This is a genomic window from Streptomyces alanosinicus, assembly GCF_014650595.1.
Lineage (GTDB): Bacteria > Actinomycetota > Actinomycetes > Streptomycetales > Streptomycetaceae > Streptomyces > Streptomyces alanosinicus.
In genome coordinates this window covers 19333-38509 of the sequence record NZ_BMVG01000047.1, presented here as the reverse complement: position 1 = coordinate 38509, position 19177 = coordinate 19333, and the positions used below count along the sequence as shown (strand labels likewise).

The following is a 19177-nucleotide window of genomic DNA, read 5'->3' as shown; positions in this document are numbered from 1 at the left end:
TTCCACGACTTCCGCTTCCACGACTTCCGCTTCCACGAAATCCGCTTCCACGACTTCCACGCCTACGACTTCCACGCCTGCGACGAACGCGGGGACGGGCGCCTGGGTACGGCGCTTCCATCCCGCTCCCGACGCCCCGCACCGCCTGGTGTGCTTCCCGCACGCGGGCGGCTCGGCGTCCTTCTACTTCCCGGTCGCCCGCGCTCTCCAGCCGGGCATCGACGTCCTGGCGATCCAGTACCCGGGGCGCCAGGACCGGCGCCACGAACCGTGCATCGACAGCATCCACGGGCTCGCCGACGCGCTGGTGGAGGAGTTGCGGGACTGGTTCGACAGGCCGGTGTCGTTCTTCGGGCACAGCATGGGTGCCTCGCTGGCCTACGAGGTGGCGCGGCGCTTCGAGGAGCGCGGCCAGGTGCTGCACGAGCTGTTCGTCTCCGGTCGGCGGGCTCCGTCGACCGTGCGGGACGAGCGGGTACATCTGCTGGACGACGACGGCCTGATCGAGGACATCACCCGGCTCAGCGGCACCGACACCCAGGTGCTGGGCGATCCGGAGATCCTGCGCATGATCCTGCCGTCGATCCGTGCCGACTACCGGGCCGCGGAGACCTACCGCCACACGCCGGGACCGCTGCTGTCCTGCCCGCTGACCGCCCTGACCGGTGACGACGATGCCCAGGTCACGCTGGACGAGGCGCGGGCCTGGGCGGACCACAGCACAGGGGCGTTCGACCTGAAGGTGCTCCCCGGCGGGCACTTCTACCTCAACTCGCAGGCGCCGGCCGTCCTGTCCACCCTGAAGGCGCGGCTGCGCTGACCGGACCGCGAAAACCCGGGTCACGGGCATTCCCCCGTCCTCGTGACCCGGGTTTTCGCCTTTTCGCGTGCGGGTGGGGGGAGCGGGGTCAGCGTCGTGCGGCGCGCAGGGGCTGGCCGACGCTGTGCAGATGCCGCAGGGCCTCGCGGTAGGAGGCGATGAGGCCCGTACGGTGGTAGGGGATGCCCAGTTCGGCGCAGTACTGCTCGGTGATCCGCTGGGCGCGGGGCAGTGCCGGGGTGGGCATGCTCGGGAACAGATGGTGCTCTATCTGGTAGTTGAGGCCGCCCATCAGCGCGTCGATGACCACACCGCCGCTGACGTTGCGCGAGGTGAGGACCTGGCGGCGCAGGAAGTCCAGTTCCTGCCCCTCGGCGATCATGTGCATGCCCTTGTGGTTGGGGGCGAACACCGAGCCCAGATAGAGGCCGAACAGCCCCATGTGCACGGCGATGAAGGCGACGGCCTTGCCCGGGGAGAGCACGGTGAAGATCGCCCCGAAATAGACGGCGAAATGCGCGACGAGCAGACTTCCTTCGAGGACGGGCCGCTTCATCGACGGGGCGGTGAGGGCCCGGAAGCTGCCGACGCTGAGATTGAATCCCTCCAGGGTGAGCATCGGGTAGAACAGCGCGGCCTGGTGCCGCCCGATGAACGCGGGAAGCCCCCGGGCCGAGCGTGCCTGCCGGCGGGACCACACCAGCAGGTTGGGCGCGACGTCGGGGTCCTTCTCCTCGTGGTTGGGGTTGGCGTGATGGCGGGTGTGCTTGTTCATCCACCAGCCGTAGCTCATGCCGAGCAGTACGTTCGCCGCGATCAGCCCGCCGATCTCGGTGGGGCGGCGGCGCGTGAACACCTGCTTGTGGGCGAGGTCATGGGCGGCGAGGCCGAGTTGTCCGAAGACCACGGCGAGGCCGACCGCGACGAGGAGCTGCAGCCAGCTGTCCCCCAGCACGGCGAACGCGGTGCAGGCCGTCACGAGGGCGAGGGCGACGGCTCCGAATCGCAAGGTGTAGTAGACAGGGCGCCGTGCCATGAGCCCGGCCTCGTGAATTCTGCGCGAAAGGCGGGAGAAATCGCTCCCGGTCCCTTTGGCGAGCGGCGTCAATTGCTCTGTCAGCGCTGTGGGATTCGCCATGCGACTCAGTATGTTGATTGATATTCCCCAGCATAATGGCAATCAACCCCTATTCACCGGTCTGTCGCCCCCAGACCGAGCGCGGCAACACCCCTGACTCCGGGCGTTCCACTGGTGTTCGAGCGGCCCTTCGAGCCGGCCGCGAGCCGCTCAGGCCCCGGACTGGAGCCGGCCGGTGTGCGGGGGTGTGCCGGACACCAGGGTCAGATGCCGCCGCCCGGCCGACCTCTGCCGGGGGATGGGGACACGGCGGCCCGCCGCCGGCACGGACACCATGGTCGGCAGGGCGCGCACCGCGGTCGCGGCGGCCGGCGGGCGCGGGACGTGTACCGAGCCCGGGTGCCCCTCGGCCACGGCCCCCTGGAGGGCCTCGGCGAACAGCTCGATGTCCTCGACGCGGTTGTCGGGGTGGACGGATGCGCGTACGGCCGTGCCGACACCGCGTCCGGGCAGGTACAGCGGGTTCTCCTGGGCGACGGTCTTCCAGACGACGACCCCGCGCTCGGCGAGCCGGCGGCGGATGAGCGTGGCGGGCACCTCGGCGTGCCGGAAGGTGACGATGCCGGACTGGATGCGCCCGGGGGCGATCAGCTCGGTGCCGGGCAGCGCCTCCACGGCCGCGCGCAGGCCCCGGGCCAGGTCCTGGTCCGGGCCGGTCCCGGCGGGCTGTCCGAGGGCCTCGTTGAACGCGGCGACGGCCGCTCCGTCCGGCGCAGCGAGAGCGGCGAGGTCGTACGGGGCCAGGGCCTGCCGCAACTCCCGTGCCACATAGACGAATCCGGCCGACTGCGGGCCGCGCAGGAAGCGCCAGGCGTCCCCGGTGAGCAGCTGGCAGCCGATGCGGGTGACGTCGACGGGGAGCTGTCCGACGGCGTACGAGGCGTCGACGGCGTAGAGGGTTCGGTGGGGAGCGAGGATGCGCCCCACGTCCTCGACGGGGTTGACGATGCCGCAGCCCGAGGGCACGTACGGGACGCAGACCAGGGCGACGTCGTCGCCGATGTGCTGCGCCAGCCACTCCAGGTCGAGGTCGCCGTCGAGACGCAGCGGTACGACCTCCAGCCGGCAGTGGGTGCGGGCGCGCAGCGCGTTGAGGGCGGTGAGGCCCGCGGCCGACTCGTAGGGAGTCGTCCAGACGCGGTCGTGCGGACCGAGCGGGAGCCGGGACAGCACGGCGGCGAACGCGTCGGCGGCCCCGGTGCACAGCACGGTGTCCTCGGGCGGCGCGCCGAGCAGGACGGCCAGTCGCTCGTACACCTCCCGTCGCAGCACGTCGTCGAGGCGTTCCTGCAGTTCGTACGGTCCGTAGCGGTCCTCGAAGCGGGTCCATTCGGTGAGGACCGCGCGTACGGCGGCGGGCATGCGGCCAAGGCCGGCCGAGTTCAGGTGGACCCTCCGGTCACCGTGGGACATCGCGTTCACTTCCGGGGCCTCCCCCGTCACTGAGATGACTGAGGCAATTTCTTGCCTGATGCTTGGCAACACATTGCCGCGAGGGATGGGGAGTTGGCAACATGGGCTCAGGCGGCGCTCAAGTGCGCGAGGGCCCGCTGGCCCCGCGCTTGGCCGTTTCCGGCTTCCTTTCCTAGGAATTGCCTAGCGTTGCCAGAGGGGTCGAGCTTCTGCCAGGACTCGGCGTCCTCGCAGCTCAAGGCCTATTTGGTCAGGCAAGTAACTCGTGTTCGCGCGGCTCCTGGAGCGTATCTCGCGGATACCTTGAGCGTACCTCGACCAATTCCCCAGCGATTCCCGAGATCTCCTTGCCAATCTTCTTGGCAAGAGGTTGCCAAGCAACGAACACGGAATTGACACCGAGGAGCCCGCCATGAACCGCATCGCCCGGATCGCCACCGTCGCCGCCACCGTCGCCGTCGCCGCCTTCTCCACCGCCGGTGTCGCCACCGCCGCGGACGCGATCGGCTGGCCGACGGCGGCGAAGACGGTGTCCGCGACGGACTCCATCGGCTGGCCGAAGACCACGACCGCCGTCACGGCCTCCGCCAACACCGGCATCGGCTGGCCCACGGCCCCCACGGCCGTCGCCCACGCCAAGCCCGCGGGTGACATCGGCTGGCCCACCGCCCCCACCGCCGTCAAGCCCGCCGGCGACATCGGCTGGCCCAAGGCCGGCACCGCCGTCGCGGCCTCCGCCAACACGGGCATCGGCTGGCCCAAGGCCGCCACCGTCAAGCCGGCCGGTGACATCGGCTGGCCCAAGGCCGGTACCGCCACCGCCGTCAGCGCCTCCGTCAAGCCCGCCGGTGACATCGGCTGGCCGAAGGTCGCCTCCGTCTGATCGGCGCCCGGGCAGCGCCGCCCGGACCGTGACGCCCCCGCCGGCCACCGTGCCGCCGCGGGGGCTTCGGCGTTTTCCGGGGCGGTCCCACCTCCGTCCCCACTCCACCTTGCTTAGAGGTGCTGCTTCGATGCTGACCCCGACCAGCGCGGCTTTCGGGCGAAAGGGCGGGCTCATGACGCAGGCGGACAGAGCATCGGTGACCGAAGCTCTGGAGTCGGTCCTCACCACCTGCGCGGTGGGGCGTTCCCGAGCGGTACTGATCGAGGGCGCGGCCGGGTGCGGCAAGAGCCATCTCCTGGACGCCGTGGCCGAACGGGCCACCGCCGCCGGAGCGCTGGTCCTCACCGCCGCCGCCGGCGAGCAGGAACGCCGGGTACCGCTCGGAGTGCTGCGCCAACTGGTCGGCAGCGCACCGGTGTTCGCGCTCCCCCGCACCGGCGCCGACGACGCCGTACCCTCCGAGGAGGCGCTGCTGACATTCTGCGCGGAGTTGTGCGGGCTGGCCCTGGACGGGCCGGTGGTGCTGTGTCTGGACGACGTCCAGCACGCCGACCCGCAGTCCCTGCACCATCTGCGCCATCTCGTACGACACGCCCGCCCGGCCCCCATACTGCTGGTCGCCACCTCCACCACAGGCACCGAACACACCCAGGACCCCTTGTTCACCCCGGAGTTGACCCGGCAGCCGCACTTCCGGCGGATCCGGCTCGGCCTGCTCACCGCGCAGGAGACGGCGCGGGCCGCCGCTCATCCGCCCGAGGAGGGGACGGCACCGGTCGGCCCCGGCCGTCCGACGCCCGAACTGCACCGCATCACCGGCGGGAATCCGCTGCTGCTGCGCGCCCTGCTGCAGGAGGACGGCGCCGCCGTACCGCCCTCGCCGCCCGCACCCGACGGCCCGTTCGCCGAGGCCGTCCTCACGTGTCTGCACCGCAGCGGGCCCCTGGCCCAGGCGGCCGCCCGCGCGGTGGCGACGCTGGCCGGCCTGGCCACCGAGCCCCTCGTCGCGCGCATGCTGCACCTCCCCGGCACCGATGCACCGCCCGCCGACCGGAGCGTCCAGGGCGCGCTGGCCGCCCTGCGGGCCTGCGGGCTCCTCGACGGCTTGCGCTTTCGCCACCCGTCCGTCCCGGCCGCCGTACTCGCCGACGCTTCCCCGCGCACACGCGGTGACCTGCATCGCAGCGCAGCGCACGCGCTGCACGGGGCGGGGGCGCCGGCCGAGGCGGTCGCCGACCATCTGCTCGCCCCGCTGGCGGACGGCGTCCGCTCCCCCGCCCGCCCCGAGGACTTCACGCTGCTCGTCGAGACGGCGCGGTCCCTGCTGGCGCCCGGCCCCGGCCCGACGACGCGCGCAGACGCCACCGTCGACGCCGAGCGTCTCCTCGAACTCGCCCATGGCGTCTGCCCCGACGAGGCCGAGCGCGCCGCCGTGGCCCTGCGGCTCGCGCTGATCGGCGCCCGCCGGCATCCGGCGGCCGCCGAGTCCCGGCTGACCGCATGGGTCACCGGTCCGCGTTCGGCCCGGCCCGCGGGGTGGGATCCGCGTGAGCCCGCCGCGCTGCTGCTCGCCCAGGGCCGGTTCACGGAGGCCGTCGCACTCTTCGGTCCACCGCAGGACCCGAGTGCCGAGGGCCACTCCCCCGTCTCCACGCTGCTCGACACCCCGGCCGCGGACTGCGAGGCGCTGCTGGGGACCGTACCGCTGACGGACACCACCTTCGCCCCGCTCGTCAACGCCGTGCGCACACTGCTGTACTCGGACCGGCCCGAGCGCGCCGTGTTCGTGAGCGGAGAGCTGCTCACCGAGGCGGAGAAGAGCGGCGCGCCCGGCTGGCGAGCGGTCTGCGCGGGGCTGCACGCCGAGGCGCTGCTGCGGATCGGCGACGCGCAGGGCGCCCGCCGGCACGCGACGGCGGCGCTCGACGCGCTGCCCGCCTCCGGCGGCGGAACGTTCCCGTACGGCCCGGCCGCCGTGCTCGTGCAGGCCTGCGGCGCGCTCGGCCGCTACGACGAGGCGGCCCGGCACGTCCAGTACCCGGTGACCCGTCAGATCCTGACGAGTCTGTACGGCGTGCAGTACCTGCGCGCCCGTGGGCTGCACCAGTTGTCCCTGGGGCAGCCGCACACCGCGCTCGCCGACTTCCGCAAGGCGGGCCGGGTGCTGCAGTCGTGGCGGGCGGACCGGGCGGCGCTGCTGCCGTGGCGCACGGACGCCGCGCAGGCGCTGCTGCGGATGGGCCGGCTCGGGCGGGCCCGTACCCTGGTGGAGGAGCAGCTCACCCTGCCGGACGCGACACACCCTCGGGTACGGGGCGCCTGTCTGCGCCTGCTGGCCGTGACGGGTTCGCCCGGCCGGCGTACCGCCCTGCTGCGCGAGTCCGTCGACGAACTTCGGCGCTCCGGCGACCGGTTGGAGACCGCCCGGGCACTGGCCGACCTCGGCCACGCCCTGCACGACGACGACCGCCCCTCACAGGGGGCCGCCACCTTGCGGGCCGCCTGGAACCTGGCCCAGCAGATGGGCGCGGTGGGCCTGCGCGAGGAACTGCTCCCCGGCTCCGACCGCCCGGCCATCGCACTCACCGCCGCCGCGGCCGGCCCCCTGAGCGACGCCGAGCAACGGGTGGCGGCCCTGGCGGCCGAAGGACTGACCAACCGCGGCATCGCGGCCCGCCTCGGAGTGACGGTCAGCACGGTCGAGCAACATCTGACCCGCGTCTACCGCAAACTGGGCGTCACAAGCCGAGCCGACCTGCCCGCCCGCCCGACCGACGGGGCGTTCGTGCGCGGCTGACGGCCGGGGCGTTTCGCTCCCTGCCCCACGTGCATGAGACGGCGCACGGTCACGGTGCAGGGGGTGAAGCGCTCGTGGGAGTCGCAGAGGTAGACGGCGATGCCCCAGAGGCCGGCGTCTCGGTCTGGTTGCCCGGGAAGACCTGCGCCGGAGCTGTGGAAGGCGTCGGAGGCACGCCCACCTGGAACACGGACGGGTCTTTCTCCAAGACCATGTACAGCGCGGTGAGGATGCCGAGGCCGACCAGGATGGCGGCGCCCAGGCGTGGATTTCGGTAGGAGATATAGACGCTGACGCCAGCAAGAGCCAGAGCGACGATAAGAGGCAGTGTCATCGATACGTACCGCCTCTGCTCTTGCCGGTGGCAACGGACAGGAAACTCATATGGTCCTCCTCGTTCTCGATATGAGGACGGAGCCACGGGCTCAAAATTTGCAGACGGGCCGAACAGAACGAAGGGCCCGGACACCAGCCCCCGCGGGTGTCCGGGCCCTCTGTACTATGCCGATCTCCATCAAGGACGGCTGGCTGGTTCACGCCTTCCCCCCGGAAGGCTGCCCCCATAGCCGTGGATGGAAATCAACGTCCTCCTCGAAACTCTCGGCTGCTACCTATAGCGAAGGCAACACTCCGAGCATCGCCGCCTTTATGGGCAGCATATACTGATCACTGATCCGCTTTCTACTATGAGACCTGCAGCATTACGGGCACTGCAAGTCGAACCGATGCTGAAACTGTTCAGCGAGTCGTGTTCTGAAGCCGGTGGATGCTCTGTGGAACGCTGGGCCGTTCGGCAGACAGATCGAGGGCAAGTTCATCGACGATTGCGACGGCCACTTCGTCGCCAGCATGTGCCGCGTGGAGCCACCACACGAAAGCTGCTGTTTCGTCGTCTACCTGCTCAACGATCTCCGCAATCCTCCTGTAAACACCTCCCTTCTCCTTCTCACGTTCCTTCTCCGCTGCAGCTGCGGGGAGAAGGCCCCGCAGCTCGTCCAGGAGGTCCTCCGCCGTCGGAGGAGCGAGCCATGCCTCCTGGTCATCTTCCTCGGCTCCGGCCGACTGGGTGCAGCGCCCTTTCCGTGCTGCACCGCAGTCCGCCGCGCCCCGAGCAATCCCTATCTTTGAGAAGAACTCATCAAGGAATTGCTCGGGGTCGGGCCGGTCGCCTGAGGAAGATCGGGAGTTGAGTGCCAAGGTGAGCTGTTCCGCAAAGTGCACCGTGGCTTCCTCCCTTTCCTAGTTCCCCTTGTAGGCTTCCTTAAGAGCCATGAGGGCCCTCTTCTCGTAGCGGCGTGCAGTCGCCTCCGAGACTCGAAGGAGAGCTGCCACCTCTGCGATTTTTAATTCCTGCGCGTAGCGCAGGTGGATGACCAGACGCCAATCCGGATTCAGTTCGTGCAGGATCTCAAGTATCCTGCCGAAGCTGTCATCGTCATCGACGCGCAAGTAATCGTCGTCTTTGGCGACTACTTTCCTGGCATCTTTTTCTTCTCGTTCCGCCCGAGACTTTTCACTACGGATGAGATCAATCGCTGCGCGAAAGACGGCCTTGTAGGAATAGCCACGGTTGTTCCAAACGGAATCCCTGAAACCTGCATCATGCCAGCTTCCCCAGAACTTGAGCCAAACGTTCTGGACCGCGTCCTGTGCATCCCAATGGCTGCCAGTGACTCGGTAAGCGGCCCCGATGAGACGCTCCGTGTTCAGCTCGCAGTACTTCGCGAAGTCATCACGGATTTCCAGGGACATTTTCTCTGCGGTACGAGTGGCTTCCTCATCCGCAGAGTTCAGACCCGGCTGGGTGGCTGCCGAATCTGCCGACTCGCCGGCTGGCCGGGGCGTCTCGGGCGTCCCGTCCTCCCGCGAGTCCTTGAAGTGGTCGCCGATCTGCACCGACGGCCCCCTTCCCGGGTGTGACCAGCTCGGGCCCCGTGGTCCCAGTCAGGGCACGAGTCCGATGGGCCAAGGGTGGGAAACCCTGGGCTTGAAAGACAGGACGGAGCAGCCCGTCAGTTCCCGTCACTCAGGACCAAGATTTTTTCGACTGCCGACGAACGCAGAGGCGGCGGATCAGAACCTGACAGAGGTATCAGGGGATGACGTGCGACGGCGCTCAAGGGCGCGTCTCCAGCAGGGCCCAGACGCGTTTGCCCCAGGGTCTGGTGCCGCCGAGGATGTCGTAGCCCCAGCGCAGCGCGTGCGCGTCGATCAGGAAAAGTCCACGGCCTGAGGTCTCGTCCAGGCCCGGAGCGCGCAGCGCGGGCAGGCGGCGCGGCGCGCGGTCAACGACAGCGACGTACACGCGGTCGGTGTCCGGGCGGTCGACGATGATCCGCACCGCGCGCCCCACTGCGTGCCGAACGGCATTCGCGACGAGTTCGGCCACGACCAGCTCGGCCGCGTCGACATCGGTGCGGCCCAGACCCCACGCGGCCAGCGCCACCCGAACCAGGCGCCGCGCCTCTTCGCCGCTCTGCGGTACGCGCTCGCGCACGAGGTCGTACCCGGGGTGCCCTTGGCTGCGCGGCCGTGCTGCCGTATGGGTCACCGCTGGTCCCCTTCCACGCTGAGCTGCTGGTACAGGTTCAGAAGGGCACGGCAGTATGTCGCCATGTCCGACAAGCCGTCGGCGTCGGCCGGGGCCACCCCACCCGCAGCGCGCAGCGCGCGGAGGGCACAACCCATGACGTGCACGCCGGTGCGCTGCTCCTCACCCCGTGCACGACGGACAAGGCCAGCCACCTCGGGCAGCAGTAAGTTGACGTGGCCGAGCAGCAGAGCCGCCTCCCGTTCCTCTCCGGACAGTCGGGGAGCCCACAAGACCACTTCACAGGTGCGGCGGATCGTGTCGGCGTCGATCGCGGCGGACTGGGCGTCACCAACGGCAGGCTCGTCGTGCACTGCGCGCGGTGTCGTCTCCTCGGACGCTTCGGTCATGGTGGTGGGCCTCTTCGGACTCGGTCCCCAAACGGCTGGTAATCACTCAACGCCGGTGCGCCACCACGGGACAGGGAGGAAGCTGGAGTATCGGTTGAACTGGTTGAACGCACTCGGGGGTGCATCGATGGCACGTCGACCGCGAACACCGAACACAGCTCTGGCAACCCTCATGCAGGCTGAGGGAGTCGGGAACGCACAGCTCGCGCGGCGGGTGAATGCCGTGGGCCGTGAGCTGGGATTGCGACTGCACTACGACAAGACGAGCGTGTCTCACTGGCTCGCCGGGTCCATCCCCAAGCCCGAGGCGCGGCCTGCGATCGCCGAGGCGCTCTCACGGCTGGTCGCACGGCCCGTGACGTGCGCTGAGTTGGGCTGGGGCGCCGAGGGCGAGACCGGGACAACACCAGCTGAGGGTCGCGATGTGGTGGCGGGAGTGATCGACCTGAGCCGAGCGGACATGGACCCCTCACGACGAGGCGTGCTGCGAACCGGGCTGTACGCCGCCGCCCTGGCCGTGCCCCGCTTCGAGGACGTCGCCGGACGTACAGAAGCGGTGAAGGCCGGCCGGACCGTGCGCGTCGGCGCCGCCGACGTCGACACAGTCAGGCTCATGACCGACAAGGTGGCCGACATCCTCGACCAGGTCGGCGCCGGGCACGCCCGCCCGATGGCTGCGGCGTGGCTGGCGAACACGGCCGGCCCCTACCTGAGGGCGAGCGGCACAGAGCAGGTGCAGCGCGACATGCGCGCCGCCGTCGCGGATTTCGTGTACCTGATCGGCTGGATGGCCATGTACGAGGATCAGCAGGGCCTCGGCCAGCAGTACTACCTTCGGGCCCTCGATCTCGCCGGCGCCGCCGAGGACCACGTGACCTACTGCCGCACTCTACGCGGAATGTCGCTGCAGGCCACCCACCTCGGACACGGGCACAAGGGCCTCGACCTGGCCGACGCCGCCGCCGAGGCGGCACCAGCCTCAGGCCCCCGCCTGGTGGCGTTCCTGCGCGGACAACAGGCCGCCGCCGCCGCAATGGTCCCCGGCCACCGACGCACCGCGCTCGCCCGGCTCAGGGAAGCCGAAACCGCACTGTCCCGCGCTGACGACCGCCGCGACGCCGTAGGCGGCTACGACCGGGCCGCACTCCTCTTCCACGAGGGCCACGTCCGCTGGTCAACCGGTGACCGCGCCGGGTCCATCGCAGCCCTGCGCCGCTCGAACCAGGCCCGATCCCCACTCGAACGACAGGGACGCCTCCACTGCCTCGGCGTCATCGGTGAACGGCAGATTGCCGTGCGTCACGTCGAAGCCGCCTGTGCCACATGGAACGAGTTTCTCGACGAGCACATGGCCTTGTCGTCGGCCCGGGGTGACCGGCACCTCACGGCGCTCCTCAAGGCTCTGCCCGCCCACCGCGGAATCGCCGCCGCACGCGAATTGGAGGAGCGTGCGCGGCAGGTGGCCAAGCTCAAGGCGGCGTAGAGGGGCTGCAAGGACGGCGCCCTGACCGGCCCGGACAAGGAGCACGCCGAGACCTCGATGAGCCGACGCCGGCAGCCGATCACGTACGGTGACACGATGAAGGACTTCCGGGAGCTCATCGGTGGGGGACGGGTACGCCTGCGGAGCGGAGTCTGGTCTCGGTGAGCGCGGTCAGTCGGGCCGCGACCGGTGCCTGGTCCTCGCGGTGGTTGTTGATCAGCTTGTACTGGGCCGAAGCCTTAGCCCATGCCTGCAGACTGGCGTGGTCCCCTCGCAGCGCGGGGTTGGCGAGGTAGCGGTCGGCCATGGCGTTCGCGAGTTCTTCGATCCTCGGGTCGTCTGGTTCCCAGGTCTCCGCCTCCGAGCCGCGCTTGATCAGGTCGACGTACTCGGGGTCGTCGAGCCCGTGTTCGAGCCGGGCCAGGAAGCCGTCGAAGCCTTCCGGCACCAACGCCCGGGCCAGCACCAGGGCCTCACGTTGCGCGGCCACGTAGTCGGGGCCGAAGCCGAGGCCGGGCATCCGGTCCAGGACCGCGCAGGCGCGGTCGGGCAGCAGGGCCCGATCGCCGTCCGCAAGCCGGTCCAACGTGTCGCGGCGGGCGGCCAGCTCATCGATGCGCTCGGTGAGCTGCCGCTTGACCTCGGCGAGCGCGGCGCCGAATTGCGCGGTGCCGGCGTCGAGCATGGGCCCGATCTCGGCCAGCGGCACGCCCGCGGCGGCCAGCGTCCGTACCTGCACCAGCTGCAGCAGCTCGCCGGATCCGTACCGCCGGTAGCCGGAGCTGTCACGTTCCGGCTCCGCGACGAGGCCGAGCTTGTGGTAGTGCCGCACCGTCTTCACCGTGACGCCGACGAATGCCGCCGCCTGCCCGATCGTGACTCCGTTCCTCATCGGTCCAGCTTGCCGCAGAACACCTCGTCCACGAAACGCTGTTGGGCGGTCTGGAACGCTGGCGCTATCGACATATCGGCGTCGTCCACCCAGGTCAGCCCGGCGGTCAGGGTCTTGCTGCCGTCGGGGGTGCTGTACATCAGTGACGCCGAGCCCATGGTGGCGCCGTTGTGGTGGAAGACGGTGCCGCCCTCCGTTTCCTGTGCGAACACTCCCAGGCCGTAGCCGACCGTCGCCTCCGGTGTGCGCATCTCGGCCAGCAGCTCGGCCGGCAGGAGCTTGCCGCCCATCAGCGCGGAGAAGTACGTGTGCAGGTCCCGAGTGGTCGAGATCATGTCGCCGCCGGCTCCGACCCAGGACGGGTTCTGACGGGTGACATCGACCGTCCGCTCCTGCCCGGCGTCCTCGTAGCGGTAGTAGCCGTGGTTGTGCGGCTCGGGGATCTCCGGCGAGGCGCCCGGCGCCACGGTGCCGGTCATCCCCAGCGGCCCCAGGATCAGCCGCTGCGACTCCTCGGCGAACGAACGGCCGGTGACCTTCTCGACGACCAGCCGGGCCAGCACGTAGTTGGTGTTGGCGTAGCTCCAGCCCTCACCCGGCGCGAACCGCGCCGGCCTGGACAACGACAGCCGGACCAGCTCTTCGGGCAGGTAGGTCTTGAACCGGTTGTCCACCCACTCCTTGCCCTGCCAGGGGACCCCCAGCACGATCGTCCCGTCCTCGTAGAGCTCGCCGGTGTGGTTGAAGATCCCGCTGGTGTGCTGCAGCAGCATCCGCACCGTGATCCGCCGGTCGAGACCGAACTCGGGCAGGTAGTCATCGGCCGGGGCGTCCAGACCGATCCTTCCCTCGGCCACCAGCATGAGCACCGAGGTGGCGACGAAGCTCTTGGTGCTGCTGCCGATGCGGAAGTGCCCGTCCGTCAGCGGCTTGGCGCTCTGGCCCAGCTCGCGCACACCGGCACTGCCGACCCACTCGCCCTGCTCGTCGTTCACCCGGAGCTGGACTGAGAGGAAACCGGACTCGGCCAACTCCTCGATCGCCTTCTGCAGCTCCGGACGATGCTGCTCCTGGCCGGAAAGGTTGGTGGACATGTTGCTCCTTCACATCGGTTGTGCCCTGGTCGGCGTCGTGCCGATGCGAGGAGCCTCCACCCTGCCCTAAGGTCAACCTCAACTGTGACCTGGCCCATAGTCGCTTCCCATCAGGCAGTGGTGGATGGCCCGCCGGGCGGGCGGCCGCCCGTAGGCGCGGCAAGACCATCGGCGGCGCGGGCGTCACCGACGACGACATGCTGTCCACCACTTTGCGGCTGGTGTCCGGGCCAGGCCCTGTTGCCGAGCCGCCCTGGCAACTTACGACCCTCCGATCTGGCAACAACGCACCCCCACCACCTGCGACTCCATCACCCCTCGACCGGAGCGAGACGCGCTCTCAACAGCGACTTGCCAGCATGAAGGCAACGTTTTGCCAAGCCGGAAGGCGCTGTCGTAAGGAGCGGGTGCTGATGTCCATCTCCGGCCTCATCGAGGAGCAGGTCCAGGAGCGTCCCGACGCGATCGCGGTCCACTACCCCCAGCACATCGACGGCCGCGACGTGCGTCTCACCTACCGGGAGCTGAGCCGCGCGGCCAACCGTCTCGCCGCCCACCTGCGGGCCCGCGGCATCGGCCGCGGTGACCGGGTGGTGACCTCGCTGCGGCCGGGCCCGGAGATGGTGACCGCGTTCCTCGGGATCGTCCGGGCCGGCGCGGCCTATGTCCCGGTCGACCCCGCCAACCCCGTCGAACGCCGCCGGCTCATCGTGCGCGACAGCGCCGCCGGCGCGGTGCTGACCGAGGGCGCGGACGCCGCGGACTACGCGGGCCTGGACACCGTGCTCGTCGCCCTGGACGCCGAGGCTCCCGAGATCGCCCGGCGCTCCGACGCCCTGCCCGAGCAGATCACCGGCCCGGACGACGCGGTCTACGTCTGCTACACCTCCGGCACCACCGGCACCCCCAAGGGCGTCGTCGTACCGCACCGCGCGGTGCTGGACTTCGTACGGTCCACCGACTACCTGCGGCTGACCCCGGCCGACGTGGTGGCCCAGGCCGCCAACCCCGCCTTCGACGCGGTCACCTTCGAGGTGTGGACGACGCTCACCGCGGGCGCCCGGCTGGTCGGCCTCGACAAGGACACCGTCACCGACCCGGGCCGCTTCCAGGACGCGGTCCGCGCCCACGACATCTCCGTGATCTTCCTGACGACCGCCCTGTTCAACCTGATCGCCCGGGAGCGGCCGGCCGCCTTCGCGCCGCTCGCCACCGTCCTGTTCGGCGGCGAGGCCTGCGACCCGCGCCGGGTGCGCGAGGTGTTCGCCGCCGGGGCGCCCGAGCGGCTGCTGCATGTGTACGGGCCGACCGAGACGACGACGTTCGCCACCTGGCACCAGGTCACCGAGCCCGCCGAGGGCGACCGTACGATCCCGATCGGCCGGCCGATCGGCGCCACCACGGCCGTCGTCGTGGACACCGAGGACATCCCCGTCGCCCCGGGCGGCACCGGTGAACTCCTGCTCGGCGGGCCGGGCGTGGCCACGGGCTATCTGCACCGGCCGGAGCTGACCGAGCAGCGGTTCGTCGAGGACCGCCTCACCGGCACCGACGGCCCGCTGTACCGCACCGGCGACCTGGTACGCCTCGGCGAGGACGGCGCGCTGGAGTTCGTCGGCCGGGTGGACAACCAGATCAAACTGCGCGGATTCCGCATCGAACTCGGCGAGATCGAGTCGGTGCTCACCGCCCATCAGGCCGTGTCCGCCGCCGCGGTGTCCCTGCACGAGACCGAGGACGGCGACAAGCGCCTGGTGGCCCACGTGGTACCGGCCGCCACGGCCGCGGCGGCCGCCGAGGAGGACGCGCAGATCACCGAGTGGAAGGAGATCTACGAGGCGCTCTACGACGACGCCGCTGCCGCCGAGCTGGGCGACAACTTCACCGGCTGGAACAGCAGTTACGACGCTCTGCCGATCCCGTCGGCACACATGCGGGAGTGGCAGGACGCCACCCTCGACCGGATCCGCGAGCTGCCGCGCCGCCGGGTCCTGGAGATCGGTGTGGGCACCGGGCTGCTGATGGCCCACCTCGCCCGCGACGAGGAGGTCCACGAGTACTGGGCCACCGACTTCTCCGCCGCCGTCGTCGCCGCGCTCACCGCGCAGGTGGAGGCCGACCCGGTCCTGAAGGAGAAGGTCCGGCTCGACCGCCGCGGCGCCGAGGACACCCAGGGCCTGCCCGCCGGCCACTTCGACACGATCATCGTCAACTCGGTCATCCAGTACTTCCCGAGCCTCGCCTATCTGCGCACCGTCGTCGAGCGGGCGCTGCCGCTGCTCGCCCCCGGCGGCTCGCTGCTCCTCGGCGACCTGCGCAACCTCGACCTCGCCCGCTGCTTCCAGACCGGCATCGCGCTGGCCCGTCCTGGCGCCGCCCAGGGCGACCGGGAGGCACTGCGCCGCACCGTCGACCAGCAGGTCGCCACGGAGACCGAACTGCTGCTCTCCCCCGCCCTGTTCGACGCGCTCGCCCGGGACCTGCCTGCCGTGCGCGCGGTCGACGTACGCGTCAAGCGGGGCCGGTTCCACAACGAGCTGACCCGCTACCGCTACGAGGCGGTGCTCTCCACGGCCGCACCGGTCGCCGACCTCGTCGGCGCGCGCACCGCCCGCTGGGGCCACGACCTCGCCAGCTCCGTCGAGGTCGAACACCACCTGACGACATCGCGCCCCGCCGTACTGCGGCTGGCCGGGGTGCCCAACCGCCGGGTCCACGACGAGTACGCGGCCATGAACTCCCTCTTCGACCCCCGCGAGAGCATCGACCTGGCCCCGCAGCCCGCGCCCGCCCCCGACCCGGAGGCGCTGTGCGAGACCGCCGAGCGCCTCGGCTACCGGGCCCTGCCCACCTGGGGCGCGAGCCCCGACGTCCTCGACATCGTCCTGCTCGACCCCGAGCAGATCCCCGCGGGCCCGCTGACCGGCGTGTACGCGGCCTCCGGCGCCGACGCCGAGAGCTGCGCCAACACCCCTGCCGCCTTCGACCACACCGTCGACCTGGAAGTCGTCCTGCGCACCCATCTGCAGGAGCGGCTGCCGGACTACATGATCCCGGCCGCGCTGATGCCCGTGGACGCCCTGCCGCTGAACGCCAACGGCAAGGTGGACCGCAAGGCCCTGCCCGCGCCCGCCCTCACCACCGACCGCCCCGGCACACCGCCCGGCACACCGATCCAGCAGATCGTCCGTGATCTGTTCGCCGAGGTGGTGGGCCTGCCCCGGCACAAGGTGCACGCCGAGTCCGACTTCTTCCAGATCGGCGGCCACTCGCTGGCAGCGGCCCGGCTGCTGTCCCGGGCCCGCGAGACGCTCGGCGCCGACCCGGGCAGCCGGGCCCTGTACGAGGCCCCGACCCCGGCCGCGTTCGCCGCGCTCGTGGGTGACGCCCGCGCCGCGGTGAACGGGCCGGGCGCCACGGCCGGCGACAGCTCGGAGTTCTCGGTACGGCTGCGCGGCGCGCTCGACACCCGCGCCCTGGAGGCCGCCCTGGAGGACCTCGGCCGGCGCCACCCGACGCTGCGCAACTCCCGGCTCGGCGCGGCCGGCACCCGGCTGCGTGCCCTGGCCGCCGACGACCACCTGCTGGAACTGGCCCTGCCCGCCGACTCGGTCGACCTGTGGTCCCATCTGCCGCTGGCCGCCGAACTTGCCCAGGCCTACGCGGCACGGGCCACCGGGGACACCCCGCGCCGCTCCCCCGCCGGACTGGACGCGGCGCCCCGCGCGGTCTTCGGCGACCTGCCGCCCACCCCGCTGCCGGGCAGCACCACGCAGGCCGGCGACGCCTCCTACGGCAGCCTGGAGACCGAGCTGGACGCGGAACTGCACGCGCGGCTCACCCGATTGGCCGCCGAGCACGGCACCACCCTGTTCATGGTGGTGCACGCCGCGCTCGCCGCCCTGCTGAACCGGCTCGGCACGGCCGACGAGGTCACCGTGGCCGCCCCCGTCCCGGCGCGGGACACCGACACGCTGCGCGAGGCCGTCGGCCCCTACGGGCGGGTGCTGGCCCTGACCGTGGACACCGCCGGCGACCCGGCCTTCACCGAACTGCTGCGCCGGGTCCGCGAACGGGACCTGGCCGCCTACCGGGACGGCGAGGCGGCGCTGGCGGCGCTGCCCGGCGGGATCGCGCTGACCGTGCTCCAGGAGTGCGCCGGCCGGTTCGAGGCGGCCGGACTGTCCGTGCAGGTCGAGCACTGCAGCCCGCCGGCCCCGGCCACCGATCTGGGGCTGACGCTGACGGAGCGGCAGAGCGCCTCGGGCGCCCCGGCCGGCATCGCCGTCACCGCCGACTTCCGCCACGAGACGGTCGGCGAGACGGCCGCGGCCTCCCTCACCGGGCAGCTCACCGCCGTACTGCGGTCGGCCCTTGAGGCGCCCACGACGCCGCTCAGCCGGCTGCGGCTGCTGCCCGGCCCGGCCGTGGGCAGCGGGGTGTGGGCCGGAGTGGAGGTGCCGCTCGCGGAGCAGGACGTGGCGGCGCTGTTCGCGGCGCAGGTGGCGCGGGCCCCCGAGGCGCTCGCCCTGGCGGGCCTGGACTACGCCGAACTCGACGCCCGCTCCGACCTGTTGGCGCACGCTCTCATCGAGCACCAGGCCGGCCCCGGCGGCTGTGTGCTCACCGCCCTGTCCTCGCCGGCCGGGTTCGCGGTGGCCGCGATCGCCGTGGCGAAGACGGGGGCCGCGCTGCTGCCGGTCGACCCGTCGCTGGACCTCGCCGAGTCGCTGCGCCCCTCGGTGCTGCTGCTCGACGAGACCGCCGACCTGGTGCTGCCCGCCGTGCCCGGCGCGGCCCGGCTGGTCCGCGGGGACGCCGCCGACCGGCTGCCGCCGGCCGGGCACTGGCCGGTGACCGCGGCCGACCGGACCCGGCCGCTGGGCACCGACGACCCGCTCCTGCTGCTGCCCGGCGAGGACGGCACCGTGGCGGTGGGCAGTGAGGCCGTGACCGCGGCGACGCTGACCGACCCGGCCGACGCGGCCTGGCTGGTGCACGGCTACCCGGACGGGGACGCGGCGATCGGGCTGCTGAGCGCCCTGACCTGCGGCGCCCAGGTACATGTCCCGGACGGCTCGGTCAGCCAGGACGTGCCGCACGAGGTGTTCGGCTGGCTGCGCCGGCAGGGGGCCCGGGTGGTGCTGGGCGGCGCCGACGACGTGCTGGGCGCGCTGGTGTCGCTGGCCCGCGCCGAGGGCGCCGAGCTGACCGTGAGCGGTGGCTGGGCCGAGGGCCGGCTGGTCGTCGAGCAGGTGCCCGGCGCCCCGGCCCGGCCCGCCCCCGGCTACCGCGCCTACCTCCTCGACTCGCTGCTGCGCCCGGTGGGGCCCGGCGAGACCGGGTCCCTGTACATCGCGGGCGCCGGTGTGGCCCGGAGCTACGCCGGGGCGCCCGGGGCCAGCGGCGAGCGGTTCCTGCCCGACCCGTTCGGCGGCCCGGACGGCACCACCGCCCGCATGTGGCGCACCGGCCGCGCCGCCCGCCTGGACGAGGACGGCAATCTGCGGGTGCTGGAGGAGCCGGCCCACGACGACCCGTTCGCCGACGAGTTCGCCACCTTCGTGGTGCTGGCCGACGTCACCGGCCACCGCGCCCTGTGGCCCGCGACGGCCGCCGCCCCCGAGGGCTGGTACGAGACCCACGCCGAGGACCTGTACGAGCTGTGCCTCGACCACATCAACGACCACCTCGGCGATCCGTTCTAGACAGGG

The 19177-nt window shown here is 71.5% G+C and carries 13 protein-coding genes; 5 read left to right on the top strand and 8 right to left on the bottom strand.

The window, feature by feature from the left end; genetic code table 11:
- Positions 1-145 precede the first annotated feature (145 nt).
- Positions 146-820, top strand: a complete 675-nt coding sequence (locus IE277_RS40935) for a thioesterase II family protein (RefSeq protein WP_229882377.1) — start codon at positions 146-148, stop codon at positions 818-820.
- 88 nt (positions 821-908) lie between these two features.
- On the opposite strand, the gene IE277_RS40930 is transcribed toward IE277_RS40935, so the two are convergent.
- Both IE277_RS40930 and IE277_RS40925 read right to left on the bottom strand, forming a co-directional pair.
- Positions 909-1958 (bottom strand): fatty acid desaturase family protein, encoded by a 1050-nt coding sequence (locus IE277_RS40930; protein WP_189958803.1) that lies wholly within the window; start codon positions 1956-1958, stop codon positions 909-911.
- A 150-nt stretch (positions 1959-2108) separates the two neighbouring features.
- On the bottom strand, positions 2109-3371 hold the full coding sequence (locus tag IE277_RS40925; protein ID WP_229882376.1) for an aminotransferase class V-fold PLP-dependent enzyme: 1263 nt from the start codon (positions 3369-3371) through the stop codon (positions 2109-2111).
- A gap of 412 nt (positions 3372-3783) precedes the next feature.
- Here IE277_RS40925 and IE277_RS40920 point away from each other — a divergent pair, with 412 nt between their 5' ends.
- On the top strand, positions 3784-4254 hold the full coding sequence (locus IE277_RS40920) for a hypothetical protein (RefSeq protein ID WP_189958801.1): 471 nt from the start codon (positions 3784-3786) through the stop codon (positions 4252-4254).
- 199 nt (positions 4255-4453) lie between these two features.
- On the top strand, positions 4454-7054 hold the full coding sequence (locus IE277_RS40915; RefSeq protein ID WP_189958800.1) for a helix-turn-helix transcriptional regulator: 2601 nt from the start codon (positions 4454-4456) through the stop codon (positions 7052-7054).
- A 738-nt stretch (positions 7055-7792) separates the two neighbouring features.
- Here IE277_RS40915 and IE277_RS40910 read toward each other — a convergent pair.
- From IE277_RS40910 to IE277_RS40895, 4 genes are all read right to left on the bottom strand, one after another.
- Complete coding sequence (locus tag IE277_RS40910) at positions 7793-8275, bottom strand: hypothetical protein (protein ID WP_189958799.1); 483 nt, start codon at positions 8273-8275, stop codon at positions 7793-7795.
- An 18-nt stretch (positions 8276-8293) separates the two neighbouring features.
- Positions 8294-8950, bottom strand: coding sequence for an RNA polymerase sigma factor (locus tag IE277_RS40905; RefSeq protein WP_189958798.1), 657 nt, complete (start codon positions 8948-8950; stop codon positions 8294-8296).
- 220 nt (positions 8951-9170) lie between these two features.
- Positions 9171-9605: an ATP-binding protein gene (locus IE277_RS40900; RefSeq protein ID WP_189958797.1), complete on the bottom strand. Its 435-nt coding sequence runs from the start codon at positions 9603-9605 to the stop codon at positions 9171-9173.
- Positions 9602-9994 (bottom strand): hypothetical protein, encoded by a 393-nt coding sequence (locus tag IE277_RS40895; protein WP_189958796.1) that lies wholly within the window; start codon positions 9992-9994, stop codon positions 9602-9604. Before IE277_RS40895 ends, IE277_RS40900 begins: the two co-directional genes overlap by 4 nt.
- A gap of 127 nt (positions 9995-10121) precedes the next feature.
- On the opposite strand from IE277_RS40895, the gene IE277_RS40890 reads away from it, so the two are divergent.
- Positions 10122-11477, top strand: a complete 1356-nt coding sequence (locus tag IE277_RS40890; protein ID WP_189958818.1) for an NsdA family TPR-like regulatory protein — start codon at positions 10122-10124, stop codon at positions 11475-11477.
- A 115-nt stretch (positions 11478-11592) separates the two neighbouring features.
- Here the strand turns inward: IE277_RS40890 and IE277_RS40885 are convergent, their stop codons facing one another.
- On the bottom strand, positions 11593-12369 hold the full coding sequence (locus IE277_RS40885) for a MerR family transcriptional regulator (RefSeq protein WP_189958795.1): 777 nt from the start codon (positions 12367-12369) through the stop codon (positions 11593-11595).
- On the bottom strand, positions 12366-13463 hold the full coding sequence (locus IE277_RS40880) for a serine hydrolase domain-containing protein (protein WP_189958794.1): 1098 nt from the start codon (positions 13461-13463) through the stop codon (positions 12366-12368). The genes IE277_RS40885 and IE277_RS40880 overlap by 4 nt, the downstream gene beginning before the upstream one ends.
- A 413-nt stretch (positions 13464-13876) precedes the next feature.
- On the opposite strand from IE277_RS40880, the gene IE277_RS40875 reads away from it, so the two are divergent.
- On the top strand, positions 13877-19171 hold the full coding sequence (locus IE277_RS40875; protein WP_189958793.1) for a non-ribosomal peptide synthetase: 5295 nt from the start codon (positions 13877-13879) through the stop codon (positions 19169-19171).
- Positions 19172-19177 lie beyond the last annotated feature (6 nt).